Annotated in this window: 19 protein-coding genes; 18 read left to right on the top strand and 1 reads right to left on the bottom strand. The window is 62.9% G+C overall.

Annotated features, from left to right (window positions below; genetic code table 11):
- Nucleotides 1-20 precede the first annotated feature (20 nt).
- From NKI08_RS02820 to trmB, 17 genes are all read left to right on the top strand, one after another.
- The gene (locus NKI08_RS02820; protein ID WP_023676882.1) at nucleotides 21-332 is read left to right on the top strand and encodes a (2Fe-2S)-binding protein; all 312 of its coding nucleotides are present in this window, start codon (nucleotides 21-23) and stop codon (nucleotides 330-332) included.
- Nucleotides 298-783: a bacterioferritin gene (gene bfr / locus NKI08_RS02815; RefSeq protein ID WP_352767061.1), complete on the top strand. Its 486-nt coding sequence runs from the start codon at nucleotides 298-300 to the stop codon at nucleotides 781-783. The genes NKI08_RS02820 and bfr overlap by 35 nt, the downstream gene beginning before the upstream one ends.
- A 12-nt stretch (nucleotides 784-795) precedes the next feature.
- Entirely contained in the window at nucleotides 796-2,403 is a 1,608-nt protein-coding gene (locus NKI08_RS02810; RefSeq protein ID WP_352767059.1) for a di-heme oxidoreductase family protein, read from the top strand.
- Nucleotides 2,403-3,476, top strand: coding sequence for an imelysin family protein (locus tag NKI08_RS02805; RefSeq protein ID WP_352767057.1), 1,074 nt, complete (start codon nucleotides 2,403-2,405; stop codon nucleotides 3,474-3,476). The genes NKI08_RS02810 and NKI08_RS02805 overlap by 1 nt, the downstream gene beginning before the upstream one ends.
- 2 nt (nucleotides 3,477-3,478) lie before the next feature.
- Nucleotides 3,479-4,585 (top strand): DUF1513 domain-containing protein, encoded by a 1,107-nt coding sequence (locus NKI08_RS02800; protein WP_352767055.1) that lies wholly within the window; start codon nucleotides 3,479-3,481, stop codon nucleotides 4,583-4,585.
- Nucleotides 4,586-4,744: 159 nt separating this feature from the next.
- Nucleotides 4,745-5,437 (top strand): tRNA (adenosine(37)-N6)-threonylcarbamoyltransferase complex dimerization subunit type 1 TsaB, encoded by a 693-nt coding sequence (tsaB, locus tag NKI08_RS02795; RefSeq protein WP_352767053.1) that lies wholly within the window; start codon nucleotides 4,745-4,747, stop codon nucleotides 5,435-5,437.
- Nucleotides 5,437-5,931: a ribosomal protein S18-alanine N-acetyltransferase gene (rimI, locus tag NKI08_RS02790; protein ID WP_352767051.1), complete on the top strand. Its 495-nt coding sequence runs from the start codon at nucleotides 5,437-5,439 to the stop codon at nucleotides 5,929-5,931. Before tsaB ends, rimI begins: the two co-directional genes overlap by 1 nt.
- Before the next feature lie 21 nt (nucleotides 5,932-5,952).
- Nucleotides 5,953-6,753, top strand: coding sequence for a lyso-ornithine lipid O-acyltransferase (gene olsA, locus NKI08_RS02785; RefSeq protein WP_352767049.1), 801 nt, complete (start codon nucleotides 5,953-5,955; stop codon nucleotides 6,751-6,753).
- A 63-nt stretch (nucleotides 6,754-6,816) separates the two neighbouring features.
- Nucleotides 6,817-8,226 carry a tRNA (N6-isopentenyl adenosine(37)-C2)-methylthiotransferase MiaB gene (gene miaB, locus NKI08_RS02780; protein WP_352767047.1) on the top strand — a complete coding sequence of 470 codons (1,410 nt, stop codon included), beginning with the start codon at nucleotides 6,817-6,819 and terminating at the stop codon, nucleotides 8,224-8,226.
- Between the two features lie 26 nt (nucleotides 8,227-8,252).
- Nucleotides 8,253-9,302 carry a PhoH family protein gene (locus tag NKI08_RS02775; RefSeq protein WP_352541253.1) on the top strand — a complete coding sequence of 350 codons (1,050 nt, stop codon included), beginning with the start codon at nucleotides 8,253-8,255 and terminating at the stop codon, nucleotides 9,300-9,302.
- 17 nt (nucleotides 9,303-9,319) lie between these two features.
- Nucleotides 9,320-9,817, top strand: a complete 498-nt coding sequence (ybeY, locus tag NKI08_RS02770) for an rRNA maturation RNase YbeY (RefSeq protein WP_352470060.1) — start codon at nucleotides 9,320-9,322, stop codon at nucleotides 9,815-9,817.
- Between the two features lie 28 nt (nucleotides 9,818-9,845).
- Nucleotides 9,846-10,919 carry a hemolysin family protein gene (locus NKI08_RS02765; RefSeq protein ID WP_352613880.1) on the top strand — a complete coding sequence of 358 codons (1,074 nt, stop codon included), beginning with the start codon at nucleotides 9,846-9,848 and terminating at the stop codon, nucleotides 10,917-10,919.
- 17 nt (nucleotides 10,920-10,936) lie between these two features.
- Nucleotides 10,937-11,116, top strand: coding sequence for a VOC family protein (locus tag NKI08_RS02760; protein ID WP_352767044.1), 180 nt, complete (start codon nucleotides 10,937-10,939; stop codon nucleotides 11,114-11,116).
- A 229-nt stretch (nucleotides 11,117-11,345) separates the two neighbouring features.
- Nucleotides 11,346-12,932 carry an apolipoprotein N-acyltransferase gene (gene lnt, locus NKI08_RS02755; RefSeq protein WP_352541257.1) on the top strand — a complete coding sequence of 529 codons (1,587 nt, stop codon included), beginning with the start codon at nucleotides 11,346-11,348 and terminating at the stop codon, nucleotides 12,930-12,932.
- Between the two features lie 137 nt (nucleotides 12,933-13,069).
- Nucleotides 13,070-13,489: a helix-turn-helix domain-containing protein gene (locus NKI08_RS02750; RefSeq protein ID WP_023676895.1), complete on the top strand. Its 420-nt coding sequence runs from the start codon at nucleotides 13,070-13,072 to the stop codon at nucleotides 13,487-13,489.
- Nucleotides 13,490-13,819: 330 nt separating this feature from the next.
- Nucleotides 13,820-15,109, top strand: coding sequence for a methionine adenosyltransferase (gene metK, locus NKI08_RS02745; RefSeq protein ID WP_023676896.1), 1,290 nt, complete (start codon nucleotides 13,820-13,822; stop codon nucleotides 15,107-15,109).
- 11 nt (nucleotides 15,110-15,120) lie between these two features.
- Nucleotides 15,121-15,822, top strand: coding sequence for a tRNA (guanine(46)-N(7))-methyltransferase TrmB (gene trmB / locus NKI08_RS02740; RefSeq protein ID WP_352767042.1), 702 nt, complete (start codon nucleotides 15,121-15,123; stop codon nucleotides 15,820-15,822).
- Between the two features lie 60 nt (nucleotides 15,823-15,882).
- Here the strand turns inward: trmB and NKI08_RS02735 are convergent, their stop codons facing one another.
- A complete protein-coding gene (locus NKI08_RS02735; RefSeq protein ID WP_352767041.1) occupies nucleotides 15,883-16,047 on the bottom strand; it encodes a hypothetical protein in 165 nt (54 codons plus the stop codon).
- A 281-nt stretch (nucleotides 16,048-16,328) separates the two neighbouring features.
- On the opposite strand from NKI08_RS02735, the gene rimP reads away from it, so the two are divergent.
- Entirely contained in the window at nucleotides 16,329-16,961 is a 633-nt protein-coding gene (rimP, locus tag NKI08_RS02730) for a ribosome maturation factor RimP (RefSeq protein ID WP_023676900.1), read from the top strand.
- Nucleotides 16,962-16,974: the final 13 nt, after the last annotated feature.

Genomic DNA, 16,974 nt, shown 5'->3' with positions numbered 1-16,974 from the left:
GACGTTAGCCAGAGCGACAAATGCTGATCTGCCATTGCAACATCATCACCGAAAAGGAGATAGAGCAGACGATCGTCGGACTGCTGGATGAGGACCCCTGGCAGCTGATCGTGCCGGCGAAGGTCTATCACGCCATGCACAAGCGCGGTCGCTGTTGCGGCTGCTTCCCAAATGTGGTCGAAACGATCATTCGGGTCACCGAAAATTACCATGCCCGCTCGGCGGCGAGTGGCGTGGACATCGTTTCACACCTGGATCGCGTCAGAGGCCTGCGCGTCCAATACGGGAGCAGAACCCATGAAAGGCGAACAGCAGATCATAGAGCGGCTTAACGAGGCTCTGTTTCTGGAACTTGGGGCGGTCAATCAATACTGGGTGCATTTCCGGCTGCTGGAAGACTGGGGATACGCCAAGCTGGCGAAGAAGGAACGCGCTGAATCGATCGAGGAGATGCACCATGCCGACCGGCTCGTGGCGCGCATCATCTTCCTCGAGGGCCATCCGAACCTGCAGTCCGTGGCGCCGCTGCGCATCGGGCAGAATGTCAAGGAAGTGCTCGAATCCGATCTGGCCGGCGAATATGACGCGCGCACCGCCTACAAGCGTTCGCGCGAGGTTTGTAACGAAGCAGGCGACTACGTGACGATGAAGCTGTTCGAGGAATTGCTGGCTGACGAGGAAGATCACATCGACTTCCTCGAGACGCAACTCGACCTGCTCGCCTCGATCGGCGAAGAAAAGTACGGCCAACTCAACGCAGCGTCGGCCGACGAGGCGGAATAAGGACATGCCGGAATGCGGCGCCCCCTAGATTTCATGCGCCGCTTGCGGCCGGCCGGGCATTGTGGCCTGCCGCCTCAGAAGAAGCCGCGATACGGTATCTTTCGCGGCGCCTTTCTTGCCGTGGTGGCGACGCTCACAGCCTCGGCGCTGGCCGGGGCGCCGCAACCGGCGGGGGTTGCCACCAGCCGCACGGATCTGACGCCGAAGGATCTGGCGCGCGTCATCGCCATCACCAGGCCGACCAGCGATTTCTCCAAGCCCGAGCAATTCGAGCTGATGCAGGGCGGCGCCGGCACCTCGAAGAAGGACGTCAACAAGGACGCCTTCTCGCAATCCTCTGCCAATGTCAGCTTCGAGGAAGAGGGTACCTTCAAGCTCGGCAACGCCATTTTCCGCAAGAACTGGGTGTCCTCGCCATCCTCGACACAAGCCTCGGATGGGCTCGGTCCGTTGTTCAACGAGCGCGCCTGCCAGAACTGTCATCTGAAGGACGGTCGCGGCCATCCGCCCCAAGGCGACAGCGGCACCACCTCGATGTTCCTGCGCCTGGCAAGGGAAGCCAGTACCGAGGAGGAGAAAGCCGCGCTCGCCGATCACAAGGTGCTCAACTTTCCCGACCCGGTCTATGGCACACAACTTCAGGAGCTAGCCGTTCCCGGCCTGCAGGGCGAAGGCAGGATGCATGTCGATTATCAGGAGCAAAAAGTAAAACTGGCGGACGGCAGCGTCGTGTCGCTGCGCAAGCCGAGCTATTCGGTCGAGGGTCTCGCCTACGGGCCGCTCGATCCGCACACCACGCTGTCGCCGCGCATGACACCGCCGATGATCGGCCTTGGCCTGGTCGAGCAGATCGCTCCTGCCGACATCCTTGCGCGTGCCGATGCGGCCGACCGCGATGGTGACGGGATTTCCGGCAGGCCAAACATAATACGCGACGCCAGCAGCGGTGAACTGACGCTCGGCCGTTTCGGCTGGAAGGCGCAGGCGGCATCGATCCGCCAGCAATCGGCGGACGCTTTTGCCGGCGATATTGGCATTTCGACGCCTGAAGTGCCGAAGCACTGGGGCGATTGCAGCGCCGCGGAAAAGACCTGCCTTGGCCTACCTAACGGTGTACAGGAGCGCCTCGGTCCGGTCGAAGCGCCGCCGCCGGTCATGGACCTCGTGACCTTCTATTCGCAAAACCTTGCCGTGCCGGCCCGGCGCGATCTCGACAGACCGGACGTGCTCACCGGCAAAAAACTGTTCTACGATATGGGCTGCATCTCCTGCCATACGCCGAAATTCGTCACCCGCCGCGGCACCCCGAACAAGGCGCAGGCCTTCCAGCTGATCTGGCCTTATTCCGATTTCCTGCTGCATGACATGGGACCTGGTCTTGCCGACGGACAGGCGGTGGGCGAGGCCACGGGAAGCGAATGGCGCACGCCGCCACTGTGGGGCATCGGGCTCACCCAGACCGTCAGCGGCAACACCTTCTTCCTGCATGACGGGCGCGCACGAAGCCTGGCCGAGGCGATTCTGTGGCATGGCGGCGAGGGCCAGAAGGCGCGTGACCGCTTTGCCGCTGCCGATGCGGCCGACCGCGCCGCGCTGATCAAGTTTCTGGAGTCGCTCTGATGCGGAAGCGTCTTGCATTCGCTCTGATGCTGGTCCTCGCCGGTGCGCTGCCGGCATCCGCGGCGGTGAAGGCTTCGGATGTGATCCAGCGGGCGATCGACGGCTTCGTCCGCCCGGCCTATGCCAGACTGCATGACCATGCGGACAGCTTGGCCAAGACCATGCACGCGCTTTGCCAGGCGCCTTCGCAAGACACTCTCGATGCGGCACGCGCCGAATTCTCAGGCGTCGTGGATGCCTGGTCGGTGGTGGAAATCATCCGTTTCGGGCCGATCGCGGAAAACAACCGGCTTGAGCGCATGCTGTTTTGGCCGGACCGCAAGAGCATCGGCCTGAAGCAGGTGCAGGCAGCACTTGCCGGCAAGGATCCGACAGCCGCCGATCCGGCCCAGCTGGCTACAAAGAGCGTCGCCATGCAAGGGCTCGGCGCACTGGAATTCGTCCTCTACGGCGACGGAGCCGGTCAATTGGTCGGCAGGGACGACGCCTATCGCTGCGCCTACGGTGCGGCCATTGCCGGCAATGTCGAGACGATTGCCGGCGAGGTTGGCGATGCCTGGAACGAGCCCAACGGCTTTGCCGCGCTCTGGGCCAATCCGGGTCCGCAGAACGCGCTCTACCACGACGGCACCGAAGCGGTGACCGAACTGGTCGGCGTCTTCATCAACGAGCTGGAAATGGTCCGCGACGTACGCCTGAAAGGCTTCCTGGGCGCCAAGCCGGAGGCCGACAAACCGAAACAGGCGATCTATTGGCGCTCGCAAAACACCGCCCGCTCGCTGACCGGGAATCTGGCGGGCATGGACACGCTGTTCCAGGCCTCGCAGCTTGGCGACGCGCTGCCGCCCGATGCGCGCTGGATGGCAGAATCGGTCCACATCCAGCTCACCAACGGGATCGAGGCGGCCAAGGCGATCAGGGGACCGATCGACAAGGCACTTGCCGATCCGGCGCTGCGCCAGAAGCTCGACTATTTCTCGCTGGTGACATCCAGCCTGACGACCCTGATCGGCACCAGGCTGACCGCCGAATTCGGCCTGACCGCCGGGTTCTCGTCATTGGATGGTGACTGATCATGAGGACGCCGCTGATCGATCGGCGCGATTTCCTGAGGGCCGCAGGCGCTGGTTTCGTAGCGGCGATGGCGCCGTCGGCCTGGGCAAAGACAATCGACGCCGACGCGGTCTTCGCCACCGCTTTCGTCAAGCGCGACGGCAGCTATGGCGCGGCCGTCCTGTCCGAGGCCGGCAAGTTGTTGCACACGATCGATCTGCCCGATCGGGGCCACGACGTTACCTTCGACCCGGTGTCCAAGCGTTCGGTGGTGTTTGCCAGGCAGCCGGGCACCTTTGCTGTCGTCTTCGACCATACCGGCCGCGATAAACCGCACACCATTGCCAGCGTTGCCGGCCGGCATTTCTTCGGCCATGGTGTGTTCTCGGCCGATGGCACGCTGCTCTACGCAACCGAGAACGATTTCGACAATGCCGCCGGCGTCGTCGGCGTCTATGACGCGCATGCGAAATTCAAGCGCATCGGCGAGTTCCCGACCTACGGCGTGGGCCCGCACGAACTTCTGCTTCTCTCCGACGGCAGGACAATCGCTGTCGCCAATGGCGGCATCGAAACGCATCCGGATTATGGCCGCGCCGAGCTCAATATCGCAACGATGAAGCCTTCCTATGTTCTGGTCGACCGCCTTACCGGCGATCTCACCGAAAAGCACGAATTACCGCCGGCGCTGCACCAACTGTCGATCCGCCATATGGATGCCGACCGCTCCGGCACCGTCTGGTTCGGCTGTCAATACAGGGGGCCGGGTACCGATCGTCCGCCACTGCTCGGCCGCGCGGCACGCGGCATGGACCTGAAATTACTCGACATGTCGCAGGACGTGCTCTCCGCCTTCAGGAACTATATCGGCTCGGTCGCCGCCAACCCTGCTGCCGGCACCATCGCGGTGTCTTCGCCTGAGGGCAATTCACTTGCCGTGATCGACGCGGCCAGCGGCCGCATCGTCGCCACCAAGGCGCTGGTCGAGGTTTGCGGCGTTGCAGCCGATGGGGAAAGCTTCATGGCGACGACCGGCGCCGGCGATATCGTCGAGTCCGGTGGCTCGATACATTCCGAGCCGGACTATGTCTGGGACAATCACGTGCTGCGTATCGAGCAGGTCGGCTAGTCCCGATACCTATTGTGGCGATTGCGTGCGTTGGAACTTACATTCTTGGACCCGCGCCGAAGCCAAGTCGCCTGACGATTTATCCATTATTCCCTTGCGGGGATCAGCCCTGGCGGGCAGAGGGAAGCTGTTTTCGAAACTGTCTCAACCGGCCGCTTCATGAAATTGCTTGCCATCGACTGTGCCGCCAATCTCTGCGCCGCCTGCGTCTACGAAGCGGCGGCCGGGAAAGAACTCGGCCGTTCGGTGCTCGATCTCGGTAAGGGTCATGCCGAGCATCTGATGGGTGTCATCGAAAAGGCGTTGGGGACCAGCAGAACCGACTATTCCGGCCTCGGCGCCATTGCCGTTTCGACGGGTCCGGGCTCCTTCACCGGTCTGCGCGTCGGCGTCTCGGCGGCGCGCGGCCTTGCGCTGGCGCTGAAAATCCCGGCGATCGGCGTGACGACTCTGGAGGCCCTGGCGGCGCAAGCGAGAGCGGCATTTCCCGGTCGCGCCGTGCTCGCCGCGCTCGATGCAGGTCGCGAGGAGATCCATGCGGCACTTTACGATGAGAGGTCGGTTCTGATCTTTGGTCCGGCCGTGACCACGCTCTCGCAAGCAGCAGCCATGGCGGTCGACAGATCTGCGGTTCTCGCCGGCACGGCGGCAACCCAAATTGCCGCGGCGGCCGGGCGCAGCTTCGATCTCGGCGGGACGGCGGCCACCGCCGACATCGCCGTCTATGCCCGGCTGGCCGCCGCCCAACGTGCCGGTAAAAAGGGCGAGGGCGAAAAGCCGAAACCGCTCTATCTGCGCGGCGCCGACGCCAAGCCGCAGGCCGGCTTTATTCTATCTAGGCAAAAAAACTGATGCGCATTCCATTCCTCCCGCCGCGTCGCAGGGACTATGCGATCGAGCCGCTGACGGTTGCCGACAGTGCGGCCATGTCGGTGCTGCATCGCGAGGATTTCGCGCGGCCGTGGACCGACGACGAATTCGCCGCGCTGCTCGAGCAGGACACGGTGTTCGGCTATGCCGCGCGCGAGACCGGACAGGGTGCCAAGCCGCCGGTCGGTTTCGTGCTGGCTCGGCTGGCGGCCGGCGAGGGGGAGATCCTGACGGTCGCGGTGGCACGCTCGCATCGGCGCCGGGGGCTCGGCTGGCAATTGATGGATGCGGTGCTGCGTGAACTGCATGCACAGCGCGCCGAGGCACTTTTCCTCGAGGTCGACGAGACCAATGTCGCCGCGATCGCGCTCTACCGGCGGTTCGGCTTCCGCGAGGTCGGCAAGCGCGCCAACTATTACAAGTCGCCGGAGCACGGCCCGACCGGCGCGCTTGTCATGCGCCGCGATCTTCGCTAGCCAAACGCCGGGGTGGTACGGATGATCGGAAAAATCAGGATTTTCCTGGCCCTGGGGCTGGTTGTCGTCGGCTCATTGGTGCTTGTGCCTTTGCAGATACTGTCGATGAGGACCGGACTCTGGCGCGAGACCTTCATCCTGAAGATCTGGCACACAATGATCGTCAGGGCACTGGGGCTGCGCATCCATGTCAAGGGAGCGCTGTCCGGCCAGCGCCCATTGCTGATTGCTGCCAACCACATCTCCTGGACCGACATCATGGTGCTGGGATCGATGGTCGATGTGACGTTCATCGCCAGGGCCGATATGGCCGGCTGGCCGCTGATCGGCATGCTGTCGAAGCTGCAACGCACCGTCTTCATCGAACGTGAGCGCAAACGCTCGTCGGGCGACCAGGCGACCGAGATCGCCGGCCGGATGGCCAAGGGCGACGCCATGGTGCTGTTTGCCGAAGGCTCGACCGGCGACGGCAACATGATCCTGCCGTTCAAGAGCACGCTGTTCGGCGCCGCTACAATGGCGATTGCCGAAGGGGCGGCCGAACAGGTCTTCATCCAGCCGGTGGCCATCGTCTATACGCGCCTGCATGGCGTGCCGCTCGGCCGCCGGCATCGGCCGGTTGCCGCCTGGATCGGCGATGAGGAGCTGATGCCGCACCTCAAGGTGCTGATGGCCGAGGGCGCCCTCGACGTCGAGGTGCATTTTGGCGAGGCGATTGCTTTCTCCAAGGGCTCCAGCCGCAAGGAGACGGCAAAGCAGATGGAACGCCAGGTGCGCGAGATGGTGCAGGCGGCGCTCGCCGAACCGCGCCCGAGCCGGTAGTCTGCGCAGGTTCCGGCCAGATTCGTCTGTTTTTTGTCGGGGAAAGGCGCTAGAAGCCGCGAAATGGAATTGAACACGATAGAACGCGACGACATCGGCGCTGCCGCCGAAAACCTGGTCGTTCCGCCTGCCGCGACCAGAAAGGTCTTCGTCAAGACCTATGGCTGCCAGATGAACGTCTACGATTCGCAGCGCATGACCGATGCTCTGGCGGCCGACGGCTATGCCGCGACAGACGCCATCGGCGAGGCCGATCTGGTGCTGCTCAACACCTGTCACATCCGCGAGAAAGCGGCGGAAAAGGTCTATTCCGAACTTGGGCGCATCCGTGAGCTGAAGGCGGAGCGTGCCAAGGCCGGGCGCGAAATGCTGGTCGGCGTCGCCGGCTGCGTGGCGCAGGCCGAGGGTGCCGAGATCATCCGCCGCTCGCCGGCTGTCGATCTGGTCATCGGTCCGCAGACCTACCACCGGCTGCCCGGGGTGCTGGCGAGGGCGCGGAGCGGCGAAAAGATCGTCGAGACCGATTATGCCGTCGAGGACAAGTTCGAGCATCTGCCGCAGCCGAAGCGCGCCGAACTGATCAGGCGCGGCGTGACGGCGTTCTTGACCGTTCAGGAAGGCTGCGACAAGTTCTGCACCTTCTGTGTCGTGCCCTATACGCGCGGCTCGGAAGTCTCGCGGCCGGTGGCACAGATCGTCGCCGAAGCCGAGCGCCTGGCGGATGCCGGCGTGCGCGAGGTGACGCTGCTCGGCCAGAATGTCAACGCCTGGCACGGAAGAGGTGAAGACGGCGAGGAATGGGGCCTTGGCCGGCTGCTGTTCAGGCTGGCAGAGATTCCAGGTCTGGCGCGGCTGCGCTACACGACCAGCCATCCGCGCGACATGGACGATGAATTGATCGCCGCCCATCGTGATTTGCCGACGCTGATGCCCTATCTACATTTACCGGTGCAATCCGGCTCCGACCGCATACTCAAGGCGATGAACCGCAGGCATATGGCCAAGGACTATCTGACGTTGATCGACCGCATCCGTGCCGCACGGAACGACATCGCACTGTCCGGCGATTTTATTGTCGGCTTTCCCGGTGAGACGGAAGCGGATTTCGAGGCGACGATGCAGTTGGTCGAAGACGTCAACTATGCCTCGGCCTTCTCGTTCAAATATTCTCCGCGCCCCGGCACGCCGGGCGCGGAGATGGGCGATCACGTGCCGGAGGCCGTCAAGGACGAGCGCCTGCATCGGCTGCAGGCGCTGCTTCTGAAACAGCAGCAGCATTTCGGCGCAAGCCTGGTCGGCAGGACTATCGATACGCTGATCGAAAAGCCGGGCCGCCAGGCCGGCCAGAAGGTTGGCCGCTCGCCGTGGCTGCAGCCGGTTATTGTTGATGAAAAGGACGGCGAAATCGGTGACATTATCCAGGTACGAATCACGAAGACGGGCTACAACAGCCTGTTCGCCGAATTGGCCTGAAGGCCTCGGCAGATGAGGAGAGACGGTTGAGCGCTGCTGAAGTCAAGAACCTGCCCCAGAACCTACCCTCCGGGGCCTCGGATATCGCGCACATCGTACTGACTTTCGACAATAACAAGCTTGCCAGCGCCCTTTACGGCCAGTTCGACGAGAATCTGGCCAGGCTCGAGCAGAAGCTCGGCGTCGATATCCGCTCGCGTGGCAACCAATTGACCATCAAGGGCTCTTCCTCGGCCGCCGAGCAGGCGCGCCGCGCCTTGGACAATCTTTACGGCATTCTGCAGAAAGGCACCGATATCGGCCAGTCCGATGTCGACGGCGCCGTGCGCATGGCGATCGCCACCGACGACCAGCTGACGCTGCCGACGCTGGAGCGCAAGGGCAAGGTGTCCGCCGCCCAGATATCGACGCGCAAGAAGACCATCTATGCCCGCTCGCTCAACCAGGACGCCTATATGCGCGCGCTGGAGCGGTCGGAACTCGTCTTCGGCATCGGCCCGGCCGGCACCGGAAAGACCTATCTGGCGGTGGCGCATGCGGCAATGCTGCTCGAACGTGGCATGGTCGAACGCATCGTGCTGTCGCGCCCCGCGGTCGAGGCCGGTGAACGGCTTGGCTTTCTGCCGGGTGACATGAAGGAGAAGGTCGATCCCTATCTGCGGCCGCTCTATGACGCGCTCTACGACATGATGCCGGCCGACAAGGTCGAGCGGGCGATTGCTGCTGAGGTCATCGAGATCGCGCCGCTGGCATTCATGCGCGGCCGTACGCTGGCGCACGCTGCCGTCATCCTCGACGAGGCGCAGAACACCACGCCGATGCAGATGAAGATGTTCCTGACCCGGCTCGGCGAGAACTCGCGCATGATCGTCACCGGCGATCCGACCCAGATCGATCTGCCGCCAAACACCAAATCCGGCCTGGTCGAGGCGCTGAGAATCCTCGACGGCGTCACCGGCATGGTGACCGTACGCTTCAATGAAGGCGACGTCGTCAGGCATCCGCTGGTCGCCGAGATCGTCAAGGCCTACGACCGTGACGGCAAGCTGGCCAGGGGCTTGGGTGTCGAAAGCTGATACGATTATGCGGCCGCATGGCTGAGGAGCAAAAGGCGGGGGGACCGCTTCCCGTCGAGATCGATATCGCGATCGAGGCGGGCGACTGGCCCGACGAGGCGGCGCTGATGCGGCTTGTCGACCGTGCCGTCTCGGCCGCCTTTGCCGAAACCGGTGCGGACGGCCGTTCCGAGCTCAGCATCGTCTTTTCCGACGATGCCCATATCCGTACGCTCAATGCCGGCTGGCGCGGCAAGGACAAGCCGACCAACGTCCTGTCTTTTCCGGCTTTTCCGTTTGCCAGGGGCGGGCCTCTGCCGCCGATGCTCGGCGACATCGTGCTGGCCGCCGAGACTGTCGCGCGCGAGGCGGCACTGGAAGACAAGCCCATCGAGGACCATATCTCCCATCTCGTCATCCATGGCCTGCTGCATTTGCTGGGCTATGATCACGAAACGGATGCCGAAGCGGAACTGATGGAAGCGACAGAGCGCGCAGCACTTGCGAGGCTTGCCATTCCCGATCCCTACACGTAATTACAAAAGACCAATTGACCGGACGATGATGAACGACAAACCCGAGACTGCCGCCCGCTCCGACGCCGGCAGTGTGATCAAGCCTTCCGAAACGACGGAAGAGGGCTCGAGTCCGAGTACCACGACCGGCAGCTTCGCCAGCGAGGCATCGCCTGCCGGTCCTTCCCTGTTCGATCGCGTGCTCGGGCTTTTCAGGCACCGCAACGGCACCAGCCTGCGCGAGGAGATTGCCGGTGCGCTTGCCGAAACGGCGAGCGATGCAGAATCCTTCTCGCCCGGCGAACGCGCCATGCTCAACAACATCCTGCGCCTGCGCGAAGTGCGGGTCGAGGACGTCATGGTGCCGCGCGCCGACATCGAGGCGGTCGAGATCACCACGAAGCTCGGCGACCTTCTGGGGTTGTTCGAGCAGTCCGGCCATTCCCGCATGCCGGTCTATTCGGAGACGCTCGACGATCCGCGCGGCATGGTTCATATCCGCGACGTGCTGGCGCACATCACCAAGGTCGCCCGCGTCAGAAAGGGCAGGACGACCAGGAAAACTCCGGTCGCGACGGTTCTCGATCTCGCCCAGGTCGATCTGGCGCGCACCATAGGCGATCTCAGCCTGATCCGACCGGTGCTGTTCGTGCCGCCGTCGATGCTCGCCTCCGACCTGATGGGGCGAATGCAGACGACGCGCACCCAGATGGCGCTGGTCATCGACGAATATGGCGGCACTGACGGTCTCGTCTCGCTCGAGGATATCGTCGAGATGGTGGTCGGCGACATCGAGGACGAACATGACGAGGACGAGCCGATGATTACCCAGGCCGGCGAAGGCGTCTTCATCGTCGACGGCAAGGCCGAGATCGACGACGTCGCCAAGATGATCGGCGAGGATTTCGCCGCCGGCGAGCACGGCGAATATGTCGACACGATCGGCGGCATGATCTTCAACACGCTTGGCCGGGTGCCGGCGCGCGGCGAAGTGGTGCAGGCCATACCCGGCTTCGAGTTCCATGTGCTCGACGCCGATCCGCGCCGCGTCAAGCGCGTGCGCATCGTCGAGACCCTGAAGGGCGAGCGCCGCCGCCGCGCCGTCCGCACCGAGCAGGCTTGAAAGACGCGGCTTGCCCGATGCCGGTTGAGGACCCGTTCAAGCACTCGACCTTGGGCTCCGGCGTCTTCTACGAGGATACGCAGGCCGCATTGACCTGGCTTGAAAAGGCCTTCGGCTTCGAGCCGAGCATGGTGGTCAGCGATGCAGGTTCGGCGATGGTTATATCATCGTCGATTCCGAATGGGCCGACCATATAGCCAGCCCGGCTTCAGTTACAGGCAAGAACACGCGCGCGATCCTGAAGGCCATGTCTGGACCTTTTCCCAGACTGTCGGCGCTGTCCCACGCGAAGAGGCTGAGCGGCTGGGCGGGCTGAAGATACAAGGCTGGCATCGATAGCTATGAGCGGACTACGTCGCCCGGTTTGGAGCCAAGGCCGCGGCCTGATAAATCTTGCTTCCTGATTCGCACGACTCGGAAGCATAGATGGAGCGCCAGGCCGGCCGGATAATTCTGCTTTGGGGCTGGCGGCGCGCGCTGGTGGCGTTTCTTGCCGGCGCGCTGGCGGTTCTTGCCCAGGCGCCGTACGATTTCTTCGCCGTCTGTTTCGTTTCGTTTCCCCTGCTGGTGTGGCTCCTCGACGGCGCGACCGGCGAAGCCTCGGACGGTTTTCTGCGGCGCTTGCGTCCGGCCTTCGCCATCGGCTGGTGGTTCGGTTTCGGCTACTTTCTTGCCGGTCTCTGGTGGGTCGGCTCGGCGCTTCTGGTCGAGGCCGACAGCTTTGCCTGGGCCTTGCCGTTCGCGGTGGTCGGCATCCCCCTCGCGCTCGCCTTCTTCTATGGTTTCGCCGCCGTGGTCGCCCGGCTGTTGTGGAGCAACGACATCGGACGCATCGCCGCGCTCGCCTTCGGCTTTGCGCTGGCGGAATGGCTGCGCGGCTTCCTGTTCACCGGCTTTCCGTGGAATGCCGTCGGCTATGCGGCGATGCCGGTACCTTTGCTGATGCAGAGCGTCTCGGTGACCGGCATGGTCGGCATGGACGCGCTTGCGGTCTTCGTCTTTGCGCTGCCGGCGCTGCTTGCGGCGCGCCGGCATCTCCGCCTCGGCGCGGCATTGCTTGTCGTGCTCGTCGCCGCCCATGCCGGCTTCGGCTATATCCGGCTCGCCGCCCCCGAAAAGCCGGCCGCCCGCAGCCTTGACGTCCGTATAGTGCAGCCTGCCGTCGACCTTACCGAAAAATGGGATACCTCGGTGCGTGACCGTATCTTCGCCACCATGATGGGGCTTTCGGCCAAGGCGCCGGAGCCCGGCCATGACAGGCCGCAATTGATTCTGTGGCCGGAGACCTCCGTGCCGTTTCTGTTCACCGAACGTCCGGATGCCCTGCCTGCGATCGGAGAAATGCTTGGCGATGGCCAGATGCTGGTCGCCGGCGTCGTTCGCGAGGAAGGCGGCTCGGCGGCCGGCAGCCGTTACTACAACTCTGTGGTGGCGATCGACGAAAGGGGCGAAATCGTCGATGCCGTCGACAAGGTCCACCTGGTACCCTTCGGCGAATACCTGCCTTTTGCCGATCTGCTCGGCCGCTTCGGGCTTGAGCAGCTTGTTGCCGGTCCAATGACCTTCGCGGCGGGCAATGAGCGGCATCCGATCGCGCTGCCCGGCGGTATCCGGGCGCTGCCGTTTATTTGCTATGAGGTCATCTTTCCCGATCTGGTCGCAGTTGACGCAACGTCAGCCGAGCTTATTGTGAACGTCACCAATGACGCCTGGTTCGGCGACACGCCGGGGCCGTACCAGCACTTCAGGCAGGCGCAGATCCGGGCGGTGGAGAATGGGGTGCCCCTGTTGCGCGCGGCTAATAACGGCATTTCGGCCGTTGTCGACCCGCGCGGTCGCATCGTCGACGCGCTGGCAATCGATGCACGCGGCGCGATCGATGTGCGTGTGCCGATCTCCGACCAAGCCATCGTTTCATCCGGCCAACGACGCATTAACGGAATGCTGATCATGTTTTTGCTTGCCGTTGCGGCATGCATTTTGAACGTAAGGCAAAGGCTACGGGCGAATTGACAGCCGACACATTAGAAACTCATACTGTAAGCGCCTGAAAGTTTTCGAAGTCGATAAGGTCGTTCTGTTGGGGCACGGGCCGCGGCGTCGTTTGGGCAGCAAAATAGAAAAAGCCGGAAAAATTCGGCGAGGAAAAAATGACAGAAGAAAACAAGAAAAAGCCGAATCCGATCGACATCCACGTCGGAAGCCGCATCCGGCTTCGCCGCAATATGCTGGGAATGAGCCAGGAAAAACTGGGTGAAAACCTCGGCATAACGTTCCAGCAGATCCAAAAGTACGAAAAGGGCACCAATCGCGTCGGCGCCAGCCGTTTGCAGGCAATCGCCTCCATACTCGGCGTCCCCGTCGCCTTCTTTTTCGAGGATGCGCCCGGTCAGGAGCCCGTGGGCAACCGTGGATTTGCCGAGGATGCTTCGATGACCTCCGCCGTCGAATTCTGCGGCAGCCCGGAAGGCCTCCAGCTGAATCGCGCCTTCGTCAAGATCGCCGATGTGAAAGTGCGCCGCAAGATCATCGAGTTGGTGAAGTCGCTTTCCACCGACGAAGTCGATTGACTGGCCCGTGAAGAGTTCAACAAGGAAGGGCTCGTCGTAGCTGGGCATGCAATTTCTCGCGGCTGCGCGCATTGAGGGATGTTCATTCCGCAGATGCGCTAAAGCGCAGATCGATTTCGCTCGACTCGCTTCCTGGAAGCCGTTTTCCTCAGTCTGTTGGTGCAAGGGCTGATCGCAGTGCGCCCTGCCGCCGTCTCGGGATGCAAAGATAATAACGTCAAAATTCATGCCAGAACGGCTGCATGGCTTGACGAGCGACGCCCGGCACCGTTAACAACTGGCGCGCCAAAATCGGCGGCCTGCCGATATTTTTTTCAAGAGGGGACACCCGTGACGCGGCACAATTATTTCTTCACCTCGGAATCCGTTGCCGAGGGCCATCCCGACAAGGTCTGCGACCGCATCTCCGACGAGATTGTCGATCTCGTCTATCGCGAAGCCAGAAAGACCGGCATGGACCCGTGGAAGGTCCGCGTTGCCTGCGAGACGCTTGCGACGACCAATCGCGTTGTCATCGCCGGCGAGGTGCGCGTCCCCGAGACGCTGCTCAAGAAGGACAAGGAGGGCAACGTCCTGAAGGATGCGGCCGGCCATCCGATTGTCAACCCGGCCAAGTTCAAGTCGGTCGCTCGCAAGGCGATCCGCGAAATCGGCTACGAGCAGGCCGGCTTCCACTGGAAGACAGCCAAGATCGAGGTCCTGCTGCACGGCCAGTCGCCGGATATCGGCCAAGGCGTCGACAACGCCTCCGACCGGCAAGGCGAGGAGGGAGCCGGCGACCAGGGCATCATGTTTGGCTATGCCTGCCGCGAAACCCCGGACCTGATGCCGGCGCCGATCTATTACAGCCACAAGATCCTCGAATTGCTGGCGGCTGCGCGCCATGAAGGCAGCGGTGATGCCGGCAGGCTCGGGCCGGATGCCAAGAGCCAGGTCACCGTCCGCTATGTCGACGGCAAAGCGGCGGAAGTGACGCAGATCGTGCTGTCGACCCAGCATCTCGATGAGACGTGGGATTCGAAGAAGGTGCGCAACGTCGTCGAGCCCTATATTCGCGAAGCACTGGGCGACCTGAAGATTGCCGACAATTGCAACTGGTACATCAATCCGACCGGCAAGTTCGTCATCGGCGGGCCTGATGGCGACGCCGGCCTGACCGGCCGCAAGATCATCGTCGACACTTATGGTGGGGCTGCGCCTCATGGCGGCGGCGCTTTTTCTGGCAAGGACACCACCAAGGTCGACCGCTCGGCGGCCTATGCGGCGCGTTATCTCGCCAAGAACGTGGTTGCCGCAAAGCTCGCCGATCGCTGCACCATCCAGCTTTCCTATGCGATCGGTGTCGCCCAGCCGCTGTCGATCTACGTCGACCTGCACGGCACCGGCAAGGTCGACGAGGCAAAACTCGAGCGTGCACTGCGCGCCGTGATGGATCTGTCGCCGTCCGGCATCCGCCGCCACCTCGATCTCAACAAGCCGATCTATGCCAAGACGTCGTCCTACGGCCATTTTGGCCGCAAGGCCGGCCGCGACGGATCCTTCTCCTGGGAGAAGACCGACCTCGCCAAGGCGCTCAAGGACGCTCTCGCCGAACCGGTCGCCGAAGCAGTCGCCGCCTAACCGCGGCGCCTATGGATCCGAAGGACCGGCCAAGCCGCGCGACCGAGGCCTTTTTCGGTCGCCGGCGCGGCAAGACCATTCGACCACAACAGGCAGCGGCGCTGGAGAGCGGCTTCGCCGTCTACAGGCTCGATCTGACGGTTGAACCGCCGGCCGACTTGCGCAGCCTTTTCGAAGCCGAAGTTTCGGCTGTCCAGCTCGAAATCGGTTTTGGCGGCGGCGAACATCTTCTGCACCGTGCTACGGCCAGCCAGGCGACCGGCTTTATCGGCGTCGAGCCTTTCGTCAACGGCATGGCCAAGATGATGATGGCGGTCCGGGAGCGGCCGCTTGCCAATCTGCGCGTCTATGACGACGACGCCACACGTCTGCTGGACTGGCTGCCGCAGGCTTCGCTTGACGGCATTGACCTTCTCTATCCGGATCCGTGGCCGAAGAAGAAGCACTGGAAGCGGCGCTTCGTCAGCCCGGTCAATCTCAACCGCTTCGCGGGCGTCCTGAAGCACGGCGGAAAGTTCCACTTTGCGTCCGATATCGACAGCTATGTGAACTGGACGCTCCTGCATTGCCGGGCGCACGACGCCTTCACGTGGCAGGCAAGCGAAGCAGCCGACTGGCACCGGCCCTATGATGGCTGGCCGGGGACGCGCTATGAGGCCAAGGCCATTCGCGAAGGCCGACGGCCCGCCTATCTCACCTTCGTGCGGAAATAGGCGGGAAATTAGAGCTGAGCACAAGGCGAGCCGGCCGAAGGCTCTCGGCGGCCACCTGGCTCAGAAGCGACGGATCTTGTTGAAGGCTGCCGGCTCCATGCCGAGATTGCGCAGATCATGCGCACGCGGCTTGCGACCGCTTTCCACAGCCCGCGACGCGGCTACGGCGCTGCCGAATACGCTAAAGACATCGCCTATGGCTGAAAAAAATCCACGATTGTTCATGATGGTACCCTTTTGAGCGCAGTGAGCGCTCCAATTGTGCAATGCAACATAGATAGTCGTGCGTGGCCGGTGCTCAAAGGGGGATCACTGCATGGGCGCCATGCATTTGGCGCAGCGCTGCGGACTCGGAGCCTTGCCGTCATGCAGGACGGGCTTGAAACGAGGACCACGATCGTCTATATCAGCTTCAAATTCTTGGTCGGTATGACGAAGAGTGGGTCCACCCGGTCCCGCTCTTTTTTATTACCTGCCGACCAACAGAAATCGAGTGACAGGACCGAATGACAGTGACGGCAAGCGAAGGCGACGACCGCATCATCCGCGAAAGCGGCATCGATGCGCGCATCGCGCTGATCGTTCAGCCGGTACTGCGCGCCATTGGTTTCCGCTTGGTACGTGTGCACCTGTCGGGCCAGAACGGGCTGACGCTGCAGATCATGGCCGAGCGCGAGGACGGCACCATGACGGTCGAGGATTGTGAAGAGGTCAGCCGCGCGGTGTCGCCGGCGCTCGATGTCGATGATCCGATCGAGAAGGCTTATCATCTCGAAGTGTCGTCGCCGGGCATCGACCGGCCGCTGGTCCGCAAATCGGACTTTGCAGCCTGGACCGGCCATCTGGTGAAGATGGAAACGTCGGTTCTCGTCGCCGACCGTAAGCGCTTCAAGGGCAAGATCGCCGAAAGCGACGCGGACGGTGTGCTGATCGAGCGTGACAAGGCCGCTTACGGCGAGGAGCCGACGGTACGTGTTCCCTACGATGCGATTGCCGAAGCGCGGCTGATTCTGACCGACGACCTTATCCGCGATGCGCTGTCGAAGGACAATCGGGCGCGCAAGGAAGCCAGGAAACGCCGCGGCGAACCCGAAGACGCACCAGAGGGTGCGGAAGACGAAACCGAACAGGAAATGTGATTGGGCTGCCGGC

The organism is Mesorhizobium sp. M0768 (assembly GCF_040320195.1).
Lineage (GTDB): Bacteria > Pseudomonadota > Alphaproteobacteria > Rhizobiales > Rhizobiaceae > Mesorhizobium.
Note: the sequence above shows the minus strand (reverse complement) of the source record. Positions and strands in the feature narration are given on the sequence as shown.